Source organism: Flammeovirga pectinis, from assembly GCF_003970675.1.
GTDB classification, from domain to species: domain Bacteria; phylum Bacteroidota; class Bacteroidia; order Cytophagales; family Flammeovirgaceae; genus Flammeovirga; species Flammeovirga pectinis.
In genome coordinates this window covers 2,415,141-2,431,395 of the sequence record NZ_CP034562.1, presented here as the reverse complement: position 1 = coordinate 2,431,395, position 16,255 = coordinate 2,415,141, and the positions used below count along the sequence as shown (strand labels likewise).

Annotated in this window: 10 protein-coding genes; 5 read left to right on the top strand and 5 right to left on the bottom strand. The window is 31.7% G+C overall.

The genetic code is table 11. The annotated features are described in order from the left end of the window. Positions 1-48: 48 nt before the first annotated feature. Positions 49-1,011 (top strand): FUSC family protein, encoded by a 963-nt coding sequence (locus EI427_RS09665; RefSeq protein ID WP_170178437.1) that lies wholly within the window; start codon positions 49-51, stop codon positions 1,009-1,011. A gap of 68 nt (positions 1,012-1,079) precedes the next feature. Here the strand turns inward: EI427_RS09665 and EI427_RS09660 are convergent, their stop codons facing one another. From EI427_RS09660 to EI427_RS09650, 3 genes are all read right to left on the bottom strand, one after another. Continuing rightward, a complete protein-coding gene (locus EI427_RS09660) occupies positions 1,080-5,963 on the bottom strand; it encodes a leucine-rich repeat protein (protein WP_126614056.1) in 4,884 nt (1,627 codons plus the stop codon). Positions 5,964-6,109: 146 nt separating this feature from the next. Continuing rightward, positions 6,110-6,748 (bottom strand): response regulator transcription factor, encoded by a 639-nt coding sequence (locus EI427_RS09655; protein ID WP_126614054.1) that lies wholly within the window; start codon positions 6,746-6,748, stop codon positions 6,110-6,112. Between the two features lie 18 nt (positions 6,749-6,766). Then, complete coding sequence (locus EI427_RS09650; protein WP_170178436.1) at positions 6,767-8,722, bottom strand: tetratricopeptide repeat-containing sensor histidine kinase; 1,956 nt, start codon at positions 8,720-8,722, stop codon at positions 6,767-6,769. A gap of 366 nt (positions 8,723-9,088) precedes the next feature. On the opposite strand from EI427_RS09650, the gene EI427_RS09645 reads away from it, so the two are divergent. Next, positions 9,089-9,787, top strand: coding sequence for a LipL32 family surface lipoprotein (locus EI427_RS09645; RefSeq protein ID WP_205727924.1), 699 nt, complete (start codon positions 9,089-9,091; stop codon positions 9,785-9,787). Positions 9,788-10,121: 334 nt separating this feature from the next. After that, positions 10,122-11,300: a thiolase family protein gene (locus EI427_RS09640; RefSeq protein WP_126614048.1), complete on the top strand. Its 1,179-nt coding sequence runs from the start codon at positions 10,122-10,124 to the stop codon at positions 11,298-11,300. A gap of 36 nt (positions 11,301-11,336) precedes the next feature. Here EI427_RS09640 and EI427_RS09635 read toward each other — a convergent pair whose 3' ends face one another. Next, the gene (locus tag EI427_RS09635) at positions 11,337-11,615 is read right to left on the bottom strand and encodes a hypothetical protein (RefSeq protein WP_126614046.1); all 279 of its coding nucleotides are present in this window, start codon (positions 11,613-11,615) and stop codon (positions 11,337-11,339) included. 123 nt (positions 11,616-11,738) lie between these two features. On the opposite strand from EI427_RS09635, the gene EI427_RS09630 reads away from it, so the two are divergent. Further along, positions 11,739-13,112, top strand: a complete 1,374-nt coding sequence (locus tag EI427_RS09630) for an efflux RND transporter periplasmic adaptor subunit (RefSeq protein WP_126614044.1) — start codon at positions 11,739-11,741, stop codon at positions 13,110-13,112. Between the two features lie 10 nt (positions 13,113-13,122). Next, positions 13,123-13,839: a lysoplasmalogenase gene (locus EI427_RS09625; RefSeq protein WP_126614042.1), complete on the top strand. Its 717-nt coding sequence runs from the start codon at positions 13,123-13,125 to the stop codon at positions 13,837-13,839. A gap of 120 nt (positions 13,840-13,959) precedes the next feature. Here EI427_RS09625 and EI427_RS09620 read toward each other — a convergent pair whose 3' ends face one another. Beyond that, complete coding sequence (locus tag EI427_RS09620) at positions 13,960-16,149, bottom strand: glutamine synthetase III family protein (RefSeq protein WP_126614040.1); 2,190 nt, start codon at positions 16,147-16,149, stop codon at positions 13,960-13,962. Positions 16,150-16,255: the final 106 nt, after the last annotated feature.

Below are 16,255 nucleotides of genomic sequence, written 5' to 3'. Positions count from 1 at the left end.
CGGGTTCATCTTTATCGGACTATTTTTATAGTTACATTTTCCTTTTTAATGGTAAACTTATTTCAGATACCGCATGGGTCTTGGCTATGTGTGACAGTAGTTGTACTTCTTGGTCCTTTTCCAGAATTTGGAGGAATTATACATAGGATCTTCCAAAGAGTTCTAGGTACAATTGCAGGGGCAATGTCAGCGGTTGTAATTCTTTATTTTCTACATGATTATTTATATATTCAGACCCTATTATTAGGACTTTTGATACCATTTTTTGGTATTGTGATGTTTAAAAAATATCCTTATGCATATTTAATAGCAGTTATGACTGCAGTAATTATTTTAGGAGTAGGGGAAGGTAAAAGTCTAGAAGCTGCATTATGGAGATCAGGAAATATAATAATGGGAGGGTTAGTGACATTATTATTTTCAATGATTTTTCCGGTAAGAGGAACCAGAGAATTAAAATTTGAATTTGCAAAATGTCTTCATCTAATAGATCATCTATATGTTTGCACTATTAATGGAGAATATTTTGATAAACACTACTTAAGTGAAGTTAAGAATGTGATTATTTCAATTAGAAAGCAACGTAAAATAGTAGAACATGTTATTAAAGAGAGTAAACATTTTCGGGTGCATCAAGTACAGCTAGATGAATGTATTGTTATTATGAGGAAAATGTCTGGTATTGTGGAATTACTCAATTCTAGTGCTTTTTCATCAGAAATAGGAAATAAATTTATTGGGCAATTGTATTCAATTCAAGATAGACAAGAATTTTTATCTGATAGGATTCATCAAATAATTTTACAATTAGAAAAGAATAGTTTTGAAACACCATCAAAAGCAACAATGAAGTTAACTTCATCTCGATCAGAATTGCAACTACTTTATGAGGATCATCAAGATGAACATACCCCATTGAGCCCCTATAGTTATGTTTGGCTGAATTATCAATATGCTCAACAAGTTTTTAAATTAGAAGAAAGAATAGACATTCTATTTAATAGAAAATAGTTGGATAAAAAAAAGGTAAAAGATACTAATACCTTTTACCTTCTAAAATTTGAATCAATATTTTTGATTTATAGCTTCAATATTTTTGTTCCTTTTTTATCTACTACAAGATAATAGCTACCAGAATTCCAGTTTGCTACATTGATACTTGTAATAGTTTTATTCTCCTTAGAAGAATAAACTAATTGACCTGATATATTGTAAATAGAAATTTGATGAGGTTGCCCATCATTAGTGATACTAATATTTAAAATGGTACTTACTGGATTTGGATAAACAGAGTACTTTATTTCCGTATAATTATCAATTGAAGTCAAGACATCATAGACAGCAGTAACAGTCAAGTCTTTCTCAATTGCATCAAAAATCAAATCCCATTCTTTAAAAGTATACCCTGCCCTTGTTGGATTAACAGGTGCTGTAGCAGCTTCTCCATATACAACAATCTCTGTTTTGAGTAAAGTACCATCAAAATCATTAAAACTAACAGTATATAAATTGATTTCATATACAGCGGTAACTGTTATGTTTTCAGTAATAGAATTAAAATCAACATCCCAACCTGTAAATGTGTAACCTGTTCTAGTTGAAGTTGATGGAGCTGAAGCAGATTCTCCGTATGCTACATTTTCAATTTTAAGTAAAATACCATCAAAATCGTTAAAACTAACAGTATATGTATTAATCTCATATGTAGCTGTAACAGTCAAGTCTTTTTCAATTGTATTAAAAGTTACATCCCATTCTTTAAAGGTGTATCCTATTCTTGTTGGGTTAACAGGAGCTGTAGCAGATTCTCCATAGACTACAATTTCGGATTTAAGTAAAGTACCATTAAAATCATTAAAACTAACAGTATACAGGTTGATTTCGTATAAAGCTGTAACTGTTATGTCTTCAGTAATAGTATTAAAATCTATATCCCATCCTGTAAATGTATAACCTGTTCTAATAGAAGTTGATGGAGCTGAAGCAGATTCGCCATAATTTACAACTTCAGTTTTTAACTCTGAACCATCAAAATCATTGAAAGTGACCGTATAAGTACTACTTGCATAAGTTGCAGTAATAGTTAGGTTTTCATTAACAGAATTAAAATCTATATCCCATCCAATAAATATATAATTATCTCTTGTAGGACTAGTAGGAGCAGTAGCTGATGTTCCGTAATTTACATCTTCAGTTTTGAGTTGTGTACCGTTATAATCATTGAAAGTGATTGTGTAAGTATTGATCTCATAAACGGCTGTAACTGTTATGTTTTCAGTAATAGCATTGAAAGCATTGTCCCATTCTTTAAAAGTGTAGCCTGTTCTTACAGGGCTAGTAGGAGCAGTAGCTGATGTTTCGTAATTTACATCTTCAGTTTTGAGTTGTGTACCGTTATAATCATTGAAAGTAACAGTGTAAGTATTGATCTCATAAACGGCTGTAACTGTTATGTCTTCAGTAATAGCATTGAAAGCATTGTCCCATTCTTTAAAAGTGTAGCCTGTTCTTACAGGGCTAGTAGGAGCAGTAGCTGATGTTCCGTAATTTACATCTTCAGTTTTGAGTTGTGTACCGTTATAATCATTGAAAGTGATTGTGTAAGTATTGATCTCATAAACGGCTGTAACTGTTATGTTTTCAGTAATAGCATTGAAAGCATTGTCCCATTCTTTAAAAGTGTAGCCTGTTCTTACAGGGCTAGTAGGAGCAGTAGCTGATGTTTCGTAATTTACATCTTCAGTTTTGAGTTGTGTACCGTTATAATCATTGAAAGTGACAGTGTAAGTATTGATCTCATAAACGGCTGTAACTGTTATGTCTTCAGTAATAGCATTGAAAGCATTGTCCCATTCTTTAAAAGTGTAGCCTGTTCTTTCAGGGCTAGTAGGAGCAGTAGCTGATGTTTCGTAATTTACATCTTCAGTTTTGAGTTGTGTACCGTTGTAATCATTGAAAGTGACAGTGTAAGTATTGATCTCATAAACGGCTGTAACTGTTATGTCTTCAGTAATAGCATTGAAATCATTGTCCCATTCTTTAAAAGTGTAGCCTGTTCTATTAGGGGTAGATGGAGCAGTGGCAGAAGAAGCCAGCATTAGTGTTTCTGTCTTTAATACTTCATCATCATAATCAGCAAAATCTACTACATAAACTCTGTGATTGTATTTGTAAGAATTACCTGATTCTATTTTAGTAACCTCTGTTCCTAAGTTATATGAATGGTATGTATGCCATATTCCTGTACTTGGTAAATCAATTCCGTTATCTGGTATACTACCTGCGAATGCATCATCGCCAATAGTAACAAGGTTAGAGCTAAGTGTTACATTTTCCATACTTGAATTATTCTTGAATGCATTTTTTTCAAGTGTTGTAATGGTATTAGGCATTGCTACAGAAAATAAGTTCTTTCTATTAAAAGCATCTAAACCTATAGTTTTGACATTTACATCCAAATCATTAATAGTAAAGCTCTCAGGTATTTCAATATCTGTAACTAACCCAGTATATTCTATAATTGTCCCTGTTGTTTCATCAAACTCAACATCTTCTAATGTTATTGTTTTACTGTAACGAGCAAAACAGCCTTTTTCATCATTAAAAAAGCCACTACCAGCTGTATAAACCGTACCGTCTTGATCGAAATAATTTATGAAGCCAGGTATAACACTTGTTGGCAATACAATAGGATCATCTAGTGAACTATATTCAAAAGTTTTTGAGGATAAATATTTTAGATTTGATTCACTTTCGAAAGTGATAGACGTAAGACTGTTGTAGGCAAATGCTCTACTGCCTAAGTATTCAATACTTTTTGGAAAATGTATTGATTTGATTCTACAATATCTAAATGCACCACCTCCTATATAATTAATACCTTCATGAAGAGCTATTTCATTAAGTCCCGTGGAATAAAATGAATAATACCCAATATTTGTTAGGTTATTAGGTAAATCAACAGAAGTTAAGCTACAATATGCAAATGCATATTCATCAATTTCGGTAACATCATCAGATAGAAAATCGATTACACCTTCTGTTCCTCCGTAAGAAATAATTATTGTGTAATTAATAGATCCGTCATCGTTTCTACCATAAAATAAGCCATTGTGGGGAGCCCCGTTTACCGTTGTGATCTCATTACTTGAAAATGCTCCACCATCAAGTACAGTACTGCTAATTTCTATGTTTATCTCAGAAATTTGGTTACGAGTAAAAGCTTGTTTACCAATCATTACTACTGAATTTGGTATAGTCACCGATGTCAGATCGTTAAGGTAAAAAACACCACTTCCTATTTCTTCAATCCCTTCACTTAAATTTAAAGTTTCAATATCATTATAAGAAAAAGCATACGAACCTATTACTTTCACAGTAGATGGAATGGTAACCTCAGTAAAATTACAATAAGAGAAACACCCACTAGGAATCTCGGTCATACTTTCAGGAAAGTTAAATACTTTAATATCATTATAACCAAAGCAGCTTGTTCCAACTTCGCAACCTTCTGGAATAAAAAGTTCGGTCAAGTTATTTTGATAAAAAGCACTATTACCAATTTTTTGCAAGTTTTCTGGAAATACTACTGAACTAATATCATGTCTCTGAAAGGCATAATTACTAATTTCATTAATAGGATATTCTACATCGTCAATCGTAAAACTATTTGGAATTATAATATCTGTAGCTATTCCTTTATATGAACTTATACTACCTGTAGAGGTATTAAAAGTGACATCATCTTGACTTAATGTTTCTACTATTTTACTTCTATATGATAAGGTGAAATCAGTAATACTTTCTCCTGGGTTGTATGCTTGAATATTACTATCTACATAAGAATGAAAATTAGTTTGAGTATGTGTCGGTAACACAATAGGAGCCAACGTCTCAGTACTGTTAAACGCATTAGTACCAATGGTGTTAATGTGACTGTCGTCTTCAAAAGTAACAGAAGTTAAAGGATTACTAGTGAATGCATAACTGCCAATATCAATCATACTTGATGGAATAGTAATGCTAGAAAGCATGTTATTCTGAAAAGCATTAAATTCAATTTCTTCCAATTGGCTAGGGAAATTTACACTTTCAATCAGGTTGTCTTGAAATGCTCTATAGCCAATCTTTTTTAACGTACTTGGTAAACTTACAGTAGTCAATACATTTCCATTAAAGGCATCAACACCAATTTCTGTAACACCCTCAGGTATTACTACAGACTCCAAAAGGTTATCCTTGAACGCATAGTAACCTATTTTTGATAAATTTTCTGAAATAACAACTGATGTTAATTTATTCTCAGCAAATACACTACTATGGAAAGTGGTAACACTATTTGGTAATTCAAGTGAAGTTAATTCATTTTCAGTAAATGCACCATCATGTAATGCAACAACACCATCAGGTATTTCGACAGAGGTTAATGAACTAAATGCAAAAGCATACGACTGAATTATTGTAACTGTACTCGGTATAAAATCAATTTCAGTAGCGGTACCACCATAACAAACTATTTGAGTATTATCTTCTGAACCATCTTCATTTAGTCCTAAAAATAGACCATTAGAGGGCTGACCATTAATTTCTGTGATATTATTACTACTAAAAGCACCTTTCCCTAATTCTGTTAACCCTGTTGGTAGAGTAACTGAAGTCAGTTGATTTTTAGCGAATGATAAAAACTTTAATGAAGTAATTGTATTTGGGAAACTAACGCTAGTAAGTCCTTTACTTTGAAATGCATAGTATCTTATACTTTTTACAGTAACGTCAGTTCCGTTTACATTAAAACTTTCAGGAATAATAATGTCCGTTGCACTACCTGAATAAGATGTGATTTCACCATTTACAGCATCAAAACTGACGTCATCTATTGTTATGGTGGTTTGTGAGTAAGTCTTACTAACTATAGCCAATAGTAAGACAATCATCCAAAAAGGAAAGAGTTTGCTTGTTTTCATAATTTTACAGTTTTTTAGAAAGTAGATTTAAATTCTATTAATTTATTATTTAGAGATTGGGTGTAGTGTTGAAATTCTATTCATAGTTATAATGTAGTAGTAGATTTAAGACTGAAAGAATAGTTTATTATATATTCATCGACAAATTAAGATTCTAATAAATTATTTTTTATTGCTATGCGTATGAGCCCAGCAACATTTTTTACACTCAATTTGGAGAACATATTTTTTCGATGTGATTCCACTGTATTTTGACTGATGAATAATTTATCAGCTATTTCTTTTGTAGTATATTCATCTCCGATCAAATAAAGGACTTCTTTTTCTCGTTTACTTAATTCTGGAATAGGATTGTATTTCCTGCTAAAAGTACTTTCCGAAATGATATCTTTAACCTCTCTTGAAAAGTAGTTTTCTCCATCTACAATAGTTTTTACCGCAGATAATAGTTCACCTTTTTCTGCATTCTTGAGTAGGTAGCCATTTACTTCTTGTTTAATTAATTTCGAAATAATATGTGGCTCACTATGCATACTTAAAACTAATGTATGTACATGTGGATGCTTATTTTTCAACGTATCAACTAAACTACTTCCATCAACATCAGGCATACTTAGATCTGTAATTACAATATCTGTTTGCTTGTCTTTTAAAATATCTAAAGCTTTTTCAGCATTTGATGCAGCTCCTACAACTTCAATATTATCTTCATTTGCAAATAGAGACTGTAATCCCTCAAGAAACATAAGATGATCGTCGACAAGTAATACTTTAATTTTGTTCATGTTGTTTGTTCTAATATTTTATGTTAGAGGAATCTCTATGTTTACTAAGCTCCACTGACATAATGCTGACTCTATAGTACAGGTACCATTTAATTTCTTTATTCTAGACCGAATATTCTTTAAACCAATTCCATGGGTAGGAATGTTTGTGTCGAAACCAATACCATTATCCTCAAACATTAAATTTAGATATTCGTCACCTCTTGTTATCTGAAGGTCTACGACATCAGCTTTCGAGTACTTAATCACATTACTCATTAACTCTTGAATAATTCGGTATAATTCAATTTTAATTTCATTTGGTAGTTGATCTAATTTAGTTTCTGGGTAAAGATTTAGATTAATTTTGATGTTGTTACCTACTAACATTTCATCTAAAAATTTCTGAACTAAATAAGCGAACGAATGGTTGTTCATTTTAACTGAGCTTAAATTATGAGAGATCTCTCTCACCTCTTTACAAGTATCATCAAGGTTACCCATAATTTCCTTGAGTTTTTCATCAGAATTTTTATCAACAATATTGCCTAAGTTCAGTTTAATGCTCGCTAGATTACCGCCAATTCCATCATGTAATTCTTGAGCTATACGTTGTCGCTCTTTATCTCTACCTTCAATAACGGATTTAATGGCACTAACTTCTTGCTGTTGTATTAAAGAATAGATTTCATTTTTATTTATTTCCTCATTTCTTAGTGCTAATAGTTGCTCATTTTTTAGCTTTTGCTTATAAAATAAAATGCTAAACAGAATTCCAAGAATACTAATAACTGCAACAATTATGGTAACATTTCGAATTAGTTGATTGATTTTTAGATTATAAGAACTAACTATTAATTCTTGTTCCTGTATTTCTTTTTCTTGTTTAAGCAGTAATATTTCTTTTTCTTTTCTATCAGCGTCAAACTCAGCTAGTAAGCTTTCGTTATTTTTAACTTGATCAATGTTAAATAAACTATCCTTTAACTGTCTGTGCTTATTTTGGAAAATTAAAGCACTTTTATAATTGTGCTTCGTTTCGTATAAATTTGCTAAAAAGCTATAGGCTAATAATAGTTGATCATTTGTCTCTGTTTCTATAGAAAGAGCAATTGATTTATTGTAAAAGTTAATTGCGGTTTTATATTCTTTCATGGCTTTATAAGCTGCCGCTAGACTTAAATAAGAGTGTGCTAAATCTCGTTTGTTATTCTCCTTTTTATCATAATTAGCAATTTGATGTAGATACTCTAAACCTTGTTTAAACTTAGATTCTTCTATCATCTGGTTTGCGATATTATGTAGTATATCGTTTCTATAGTAGGTTGCTAAGTTATTATCATTACACATTTTTAATGACTTTTGATAATAATTCATAGCTAAACTATCATTACCAATTTCTTTATATGAGATACCGATATTAAGTAGAATGATATGTTTTCCAATTATATCATCTTCTAGTTCATAGCTCTTAAATAGGTATTCTAATGCTTGTTCTTGCTTACCCATATGTGTAATTACAACTGCTAAATTTGAGTAAACATCAGCTAAACGAGAAGACTGAATGCGTTCTGCTATTTCTATACCTTTTCTGTAGGTCTCAATTGATTTTTCGTATTTCCCTAAGTTTTTATAAACTATCCCTAACTCATTTAATATAAGTACTTGTCGCTCGGGTTTATCTAAATCAATATAATAACTCAATGCTTTATTATGATATTTTATAGCCGATCTATTCCTACCTTTTTTTCTGCTATAGAATCCCAAACAATAATTACCAAATGCAGATACCTTTACACTTCTTCCTTCGTTTAAAAGCAAAGCTTGTTCTACATTTATTTTTGCCTGTTCGGCACTATCAGTAATTAAAAACGGAAAGGTACTCACTAAAGAATCTACAAGAGGTGAGATATCTTTCGGTTCATTAGCATTAATAGACTGACTACTAAGGAAAATGAAGATTGTTACGATTATATATAATTTACTTTTAAGCAAAATATAAGTCAGTGTTTTATTGGTAACAGAAGTATAATGAAGTATATGCAAAATTAAATTTTTTATTTGAATAATAGTATCACGGTTTACCGTGAATTAAAAAATACCCAAAAGCGGTGGCACATTCGTTTAAAGTTAATTATACATTTGCTGTCAGTATTAGAAAATATTAAATAATACTCATTGGTACTTCTTAACGAGTTTAATTACTTTTTGATTTTTAGAGGCTCTAGTTCTATATCAGAAATCACAAATAGCTCTAATTAACAAGCTTTTTAATGGAATAAAGATCAACTATCTATCAAAGAAATGCGAACTCATAAATTTAATTAGGCAACAGCTTAGTTAGTAACTTTAAAAAATTAAATGATGAAAACAACTTTAACTCTAATTTGTACGCTATTTATAGCGGTACTATTTACTACGAATGTAAATGCTCAAAAATTAAGTAAATTTGGTAGCTCTATTGAAAAAACTGTGGGGCCAAAAACTATCAAAGTACCGTATACTGATGTAATTAGCTATTTAGGTTATGCAGCAAACGGTCAAGAAGATGAAATTAAAGACGACAAAAAGTTCTATTATATTTATGTATGGATTCCATTAGCAGCTCCTGAGCTTGGTATTAGAATGATGTCTCCAGTGCCAGATAAATATAAAAACAAAAAGGCTATAGTATCAGCTGAATATGCTGATAACAAAGGGTCTAAAGACTATTTTGATACATATATTACACTTGAGCGTTCTGATATTATTAGTGCTAGTAACATTAGTGATGATGCTGTTAAAAATGCTACTTGGGTAGTATTTGATAAAAATGATGATAGCAGCGAAATGCCTAAACAACCAAGTGGAAGTTCTTATAATTCATTATTTCGCTACAAAAGTGAAGTAAGTAACCCTGCAAAAGCATTAACTGCTGGGTTATACCGTGTAGGTTTTACTACTTACAAAAAAGGTGAAGTTAATGGTACTTTCTTAGCAGAAGTTGCAGCCCCTGTAAAATTACCAGGTGTAGCAATGGCTAAAACTATTGACGAGTTATTAAAAGGCTTAGAACAATAAGACTTTATTAGCCCAATATTAAATCAAGATAAGAGGGTTTTTAAACTGATCAGTAGATTAGTTTAAGAATCCTCTTTTTTTTATGCAATGATTTTCGGGCCAAATGAAACAACAAAATAGCGTGTTTTAAATCATTTAAGTTATAGAATAATTAGACTCGTTTTTTTACTTTGAAAGTACAATTCTCTAAATTTCTTCATGTAAAAAGAATCATCAATTAAATGTTATGTAAGCATAATAAAATTTTCATATATTGCCTGCTGAAATTAATTGACGTAATTAATACACTTTTGTAATATTAGTCAAACAAACCAATACACACAAAAATAACACTATGGAAGAAGTTTATATTGTTTCTGCTGTAAGAACTCCAATAGGGAGCTTTGGAGGAGCATTAGCATCTGTACCAGCTACAGATTTAGGTGCTACAGCAATAAAAGGAGCATTAGAGAAAGCAGGCGTACCAGCGACAGAAGTTAATGAAGTTTTCATGGGAAATGTTATTTCTTCTAACCTTGGTCAAGCACCAGCAAAACAAGCAGCTTTAGGTGCAGGTATAGGTGTTGATATTCCTTGTACTACAATAAATAAAGTTTGCTCTTCTGGTATGAAGACCATTATGTTAGGCGCTCAATCAATTATGTTGGGTGATAATGATGTTGTTGTTGCTGGAGGTATGGAATCAATGTCTAATATTCCATATTATATTCCCAAAGGACGTTATGGTTATGGTTACGGACATGGCCAAATGTTGGATGGCTTAGTTAGAGATGGCTTAGCAGATGCATATACAAATCAACCAATGGGTATTTGTGCTGATGCAACTGCTAAAAAATGTGAGATTAGTAGAGAAGAACAAGATAATTTTGCTATTAATTCTTATAAGAAAACAGCTTTATCTACAGAGAATGGAATTTTTGCAGATGAAATAGTTCCTGTCAGTGTTCCTCAAAGAAGAGGAGAGCCAATTATAGTGGATAAGGACGAGGAATTTAAGAATGTGAAATTTGAGAAAATACCGAATCTTAGAGCTGTTTTTACTAAAGAAGGTACAGTTACTGCAGCAAATGCATCAACTATTAATGATGGTGCAGCAGCTTTAATTCTTGTAAATAAAAAGATAGTTGATAAGCTAGGACTTAAGCCAATTGCAAAGATTGTTTCTTATGCAGATGCATCGAAAGAGCCAGAATGGTTTACAATTGCACCTCCAGATGCAGCAAGAAAAGCTTTAGATAAAAAAGGACTTACAATTGATGATATCGATTATTTTGAAGTTAATGAAGCATTCTCTGTTGTTACATTAGCATTTGCTAAAGAGTTGGGTATTTCATTAGATAAAGTAAACGTTCATGGAGGAGCCGTTTCAATGGGACATCCTTTAGGAGCATCAGGAGCTAGAATTGTAGTAACTCTAGCAGGGGTTTTAAAGCATGAAAAAGGTACAAAAGGACTCGCCGCTATTTGTAATGGTGGAGGAGGAGCTTCTGCACTAATTATAGAGAAGCTTTAAAAGTAAAAAGGAGATGTAGCTAATACATCTCCTTTTTTAATGGTTTATCAATAACTCCTCATAGGAATCACTTATTTTACCCAAATTACCCCTAAATAGTTTTATATAGTAATCTTCTGAATCATTTTCTAAATTGATTCTAATATTATGTGTTTCTTTGTTTATGTCTTCAATTCTAACTGATAATTGATAGGTATTTAAGTAATCTATCCATGCAGTTGTTATTGAAAGAATTTTTCCTGTAGGAAGATCTTTATTATTAAACTGAATCCATTTATTCAGCATCAAATCGAATAAGGTATTATAAATTGCCATTATATCATAAAGTTATATAGATATAACGTAGTACTTTTAAAAGTATTCTATTATTTTACCTTATAATTATAAAATTCAACTATTACAGCAAATTTCATCGAAAAAAATTACGCATTGTAAGCTATGGCTAAGAAAAAGAAAGGATCTAATATAAAAATTTATATACTGCTTGCTGTTATTGTAGTGGCAATTGGAGCTGGGGGTTATTTTTATAATAAAAGTAATGAAAAAGCCACTAAAGTAGAATTAGAAGCAGTTACTTATGGTACCATTACCGAAAAGGTGGGCGCTTCAGGAAAAGTACAACCTATTAATGAAGTGAACCTATCTTCAGAAGTTTCTGGTGAAATTAGAGAACTTTATGTTCAAGAGGGAGACTCTGTAAATGAAAAGCAACTTCTTGCTCAAATTCGTCCAGATAACTTTCAGTCTGCTTTAGATCAGGCAAGAGCATCTTTAAATGCACAAAAAGCACAATTGGCACGTTCTAGAGCAGATGCTGCACAGAACGAGGCTAGATTGAGACAAGCAAAATTAACTTTTGAAAGAAATAAAAATCTTTGGGAAGATAAAGTAATATCAGATCAAGATTATGAAAATAGTGAAGCTGATTTTGATATTGCAAAGGCAAATTTAACTTCTGCACAAGAGAATGTGAGAGCATCTCAGTTTACTGTAAAAAGTGCTCAAGCACAAGTAGACGATGCTAAAGAAAGTTTACAATTAACAAAGATATTTGCTCCAATGTCTGGTATTGTATCAAAACTTTCTGTTGAGAAAGGAGAGATGATTGTAGGTGCTAGACAAATGTCTGCTACAGAAATGATGCGTATTGCCAATCTTGCAGAAATGGAGACTCGTGTTGATGTAAATGAAAATGATATTATACGCGTTCACATTGGTGATACTGCTGTAATTGATGTTGATGCCTATTCTTATAGAGATCTAAAATTTAAGGGAATTGTGACGGCAATTGCAAATTCAGCAAATGAAACAACAAGTTCTGATGTAGTTACTGAGTTTGAAGTGAAAATTAAAATTCTAGCTTCTTCATATAGTAGTATGAATGCGGAACAAAAGGGACAGGAATCTCCTTTCAGACCTGGAATGACAGCATCTGTAGATGTAATTACTCAAACTAAAAAAGATATCTTAATTGTACCTTTAACGGCAGTAACTACACGAAAAAGGTTTGAATTAGAAAAGGAAACTGAAGAAGACGATGATAATGAAAATGCATTGAAATCTAAAAAATCAGCTAAAGATAATGAGTTAGTTGAGGTAGTGTTTGTATATAATGATGAGACAAAAATGGTTTCATCAAGAAAAGTAAAAACAGGTGTTTCTGACTTTGAAAGTATTGAAATATTAGAAGGGGTAGAAGATGGAGAAGTGATTGTTAAAGGTCCTTTCCGTGTGATATCTGAAACGCTTTCAGAAGGTGATCTAGTAGAAGAAATGAATAGTGAAGAGGCAAATAAGAAACCTTGGGAGTAATTAAATATTTATGACGTTAGAAAATAAAGCAGTAAAAGAGCCTTTGGATAAAAGTCAGAAAAAGGTTTTTTGGAGTATTTTTTTGGTAGTGATTACAGTTAATTTATTAGGTAATTATTTTGAAGATTATTATGTTGTTTTGTACTCAAAACCTCTAATAATGCCATTTATATCAATATATTTTTCGACTACTTGGCAACAAAAATCAGAAAATTCTATAATCTACAAATGTATGATGATAGGCTTTTTCTTTGCTTGGTTAGGAGATTTATATATGATGTTTTTAGATGATGAAGTAATCATGTTATTAGGTTTAGCATGTTTTCTTGTTTGTCATCAAATGTATATCACTGCATTATTCTTTTCTTCTGTAAAGGATAATTACAAACTTACTTTATTTATAACTTTTCCATTATCTATAATAGGAGGTTATATCGGATATTTAGTAGCTCTAAAGAGCTCTATTATGTTTGCTCCTATACTTGTTTATAGTGTTATTTTAGTAACGATGTTCTCGTTTGCTTTAATACGTTGGATGAATAGAAAAGATAGATGGGGATTTATGACTATGATTGGAGCACTATTATTTATATGCTCTGATTTGATGATAGGCCTTAAGAATTTTCAGGGTTTTGAAATTCCAGAAGTCTATATAATGGCTACATATATCGTAGCTCAATTTTTTATAAGTAGAGGCATGCTTTGTGAAGGAGCAGAAAATGTATAATTGATTATTTTATAGACTCGATTTGAGAATAAGATATTTAAAATAATAGGGTTGAATTTGTAATAAATTCAACCCTATTATTTTTACTTTGAAAAGTAATTTAAATGATAGCATCAATTCCTAACGAAGGAAAAGCAACTCTCTATATTTAGGCAATGGCCACATTTCATCGTCAACCATTGTTTCTAATTTATCTACATGCCATCTTAAATCTTCAAAATATTTCTTTTTGATATCATCACAATAAGCAATAGCTTTTTCTTCAACATCCTCAATAGTATTAATACGTTTACGTTCTTGCGTCATCTCGTTCGCTAAACGTTTAACTTGATTGAGGTGCTTTGCAAGCTTTTTAATGGTGATCATTGTTTCTTCCGTTTCATCACCCAACCCAATGTCCTTCATGCCTTTTACATTTTCAATCAAAATAGATTGATAACGCAACGCAGTTGGAGCAATATGATTTAACGCAAGGTCTGCCATTACACGAGATTCAATTTGCATCTTCATAGTGTAATTTTCTAAACGTATTTCATGGCGAGCATCAACTTCTGCTTGCGTCATAATACGCATACGCTTAAATAATCTACCTGTACTTGGTTTCTTTAATATTGCTAAAGCTCTAGGAGTGTCAGTAAAGTTAGATAAACCTCTTCTCTTTGCTTCTTTTATCCATTCAGGTCCATATCCATTGCCTTCAAAGACAACTTTCTTTACAGAAGGAATATATGATCTTAGTATATCAATTATTGCAACTTCTTTCTTTTCATCTTGTTCAATTAGTTTATCAACTTCTTTTTTGAAAAGTTCTAATTGATTGGCAACGGCTGTATTTAAAACAGTCATTGCTCTTGCACTGTTTGCATTAGAACCTACAGCCCTAAATTCAAATTTGTTCCCAGTGAATGCAAATGGCGACGTTCGATTTCTATCAGTATTATCTAAAAGAATAGGTGGTATTTTATTAATACCAAGTTTCATGTAGATATTGTCTCCTTTTTTTACTTGAATATCTCCATTATTCTCTAATTCTGTAAGAATATCAAATAATTGAGTGCCAATAAAAGCAGACATAATATTTGGAGGAGCCTCATTAGATCCCAAACGGTAATCATTACTTTCAGAAGCAATAGAAGCTCTTAAAAGATCAGAATAATCGTAAACGGCTTTTAATATATTTATAAAAAAAGTAATGAAGATAAGGTTCTCTTTTGCTTTTGTACTTGGTTGAAGAAGGTTCTTTCCTTTATCTGTAATTAATGACCAGTTATTGTGCTTACCACTGCCATTCATTCCTTCAAACGGTTTCTCGTGAAAGAGAATTCTGAAGTTATGTCTTGAAGATACCTTTTTCATTAAGTCCATTAGCAATTGATTATGATCATTTGCTACGTTTACTTCTTCGAAAATAGGAGCAACCTCAAACTGACTTGGAGCAACCTCGTTATGTCTTGTTTTTACAGGAATACCAAGTTTGTAAGCCTCAATTTCTAGCTCTTGTAAAAAACGAGTTACACGAGAGGGAATTGAACCAAAATAATGATCATCTAATTGTTGACCTTTTGGAGGTATTCTACCAAATAGCGTTTTACCTGTAAGTAAAATATCAGGACGAGCATCTGCTAATGCTCTATCTATTAAGAAAAATTCTTGTTCACAGCCTAAAGAAGCTTGTACTTTTTCAATACTTCTATCAAAAATCTGACAAACTGATGTTGCAGCTTTATCAATACGTTCTAATGCTTTTAATAAAGGGGCTTTATTATCTAGAGATTCTCCAGTATAAGAAACAAATACAGTTGGTACACATAATGTTTTACCAGTACCGCTTTCAATAATAAATGCAGGAGATGTTGGGTCCCAAGCAGTATAGCCTCTTGCTTCAAACGTTTGCCTTAAACCTCCACTCGGGAAAGAAGAAGCATCTGGTTCTTGACGAACAAGTGCACTACCTTTAAAGCGTTCAATGGCCATGCCTTCTGAATTAAGCTCAAAAAAGGCATCATGCTTTTCTGCTGTAGAACCTGTTAAAGGTTGAAACCAATGTGTATAATGAGTAACTCCTTTAGATATAGCCCACGCTTTAAGCGATGTAGCTACTGCATCAGCAACATTCTCATCAATTTGCTCACCTCTATGAATAGCATTCTGTAATCTTCGATAAATATCAGAAGATAACTGTTCTTTCATAATTGCCAATCCAAATGTATTAATCCCAAAATAATCTGATACTTTTTGACTAGGAGCTTTAATTGTAATTGGTTGCCTTAGTTCTACAAGTTTAAGTGCATCAAAGCGTTGTCTTGCCATGTTAAAACGTCTTTTTTAGATAATAATGATTTTACTCTTAAAATTACATTTAATTTTTTAAATATTGTTGTTTTTATGACACTTCAAAATATGATTTCTAATTAAT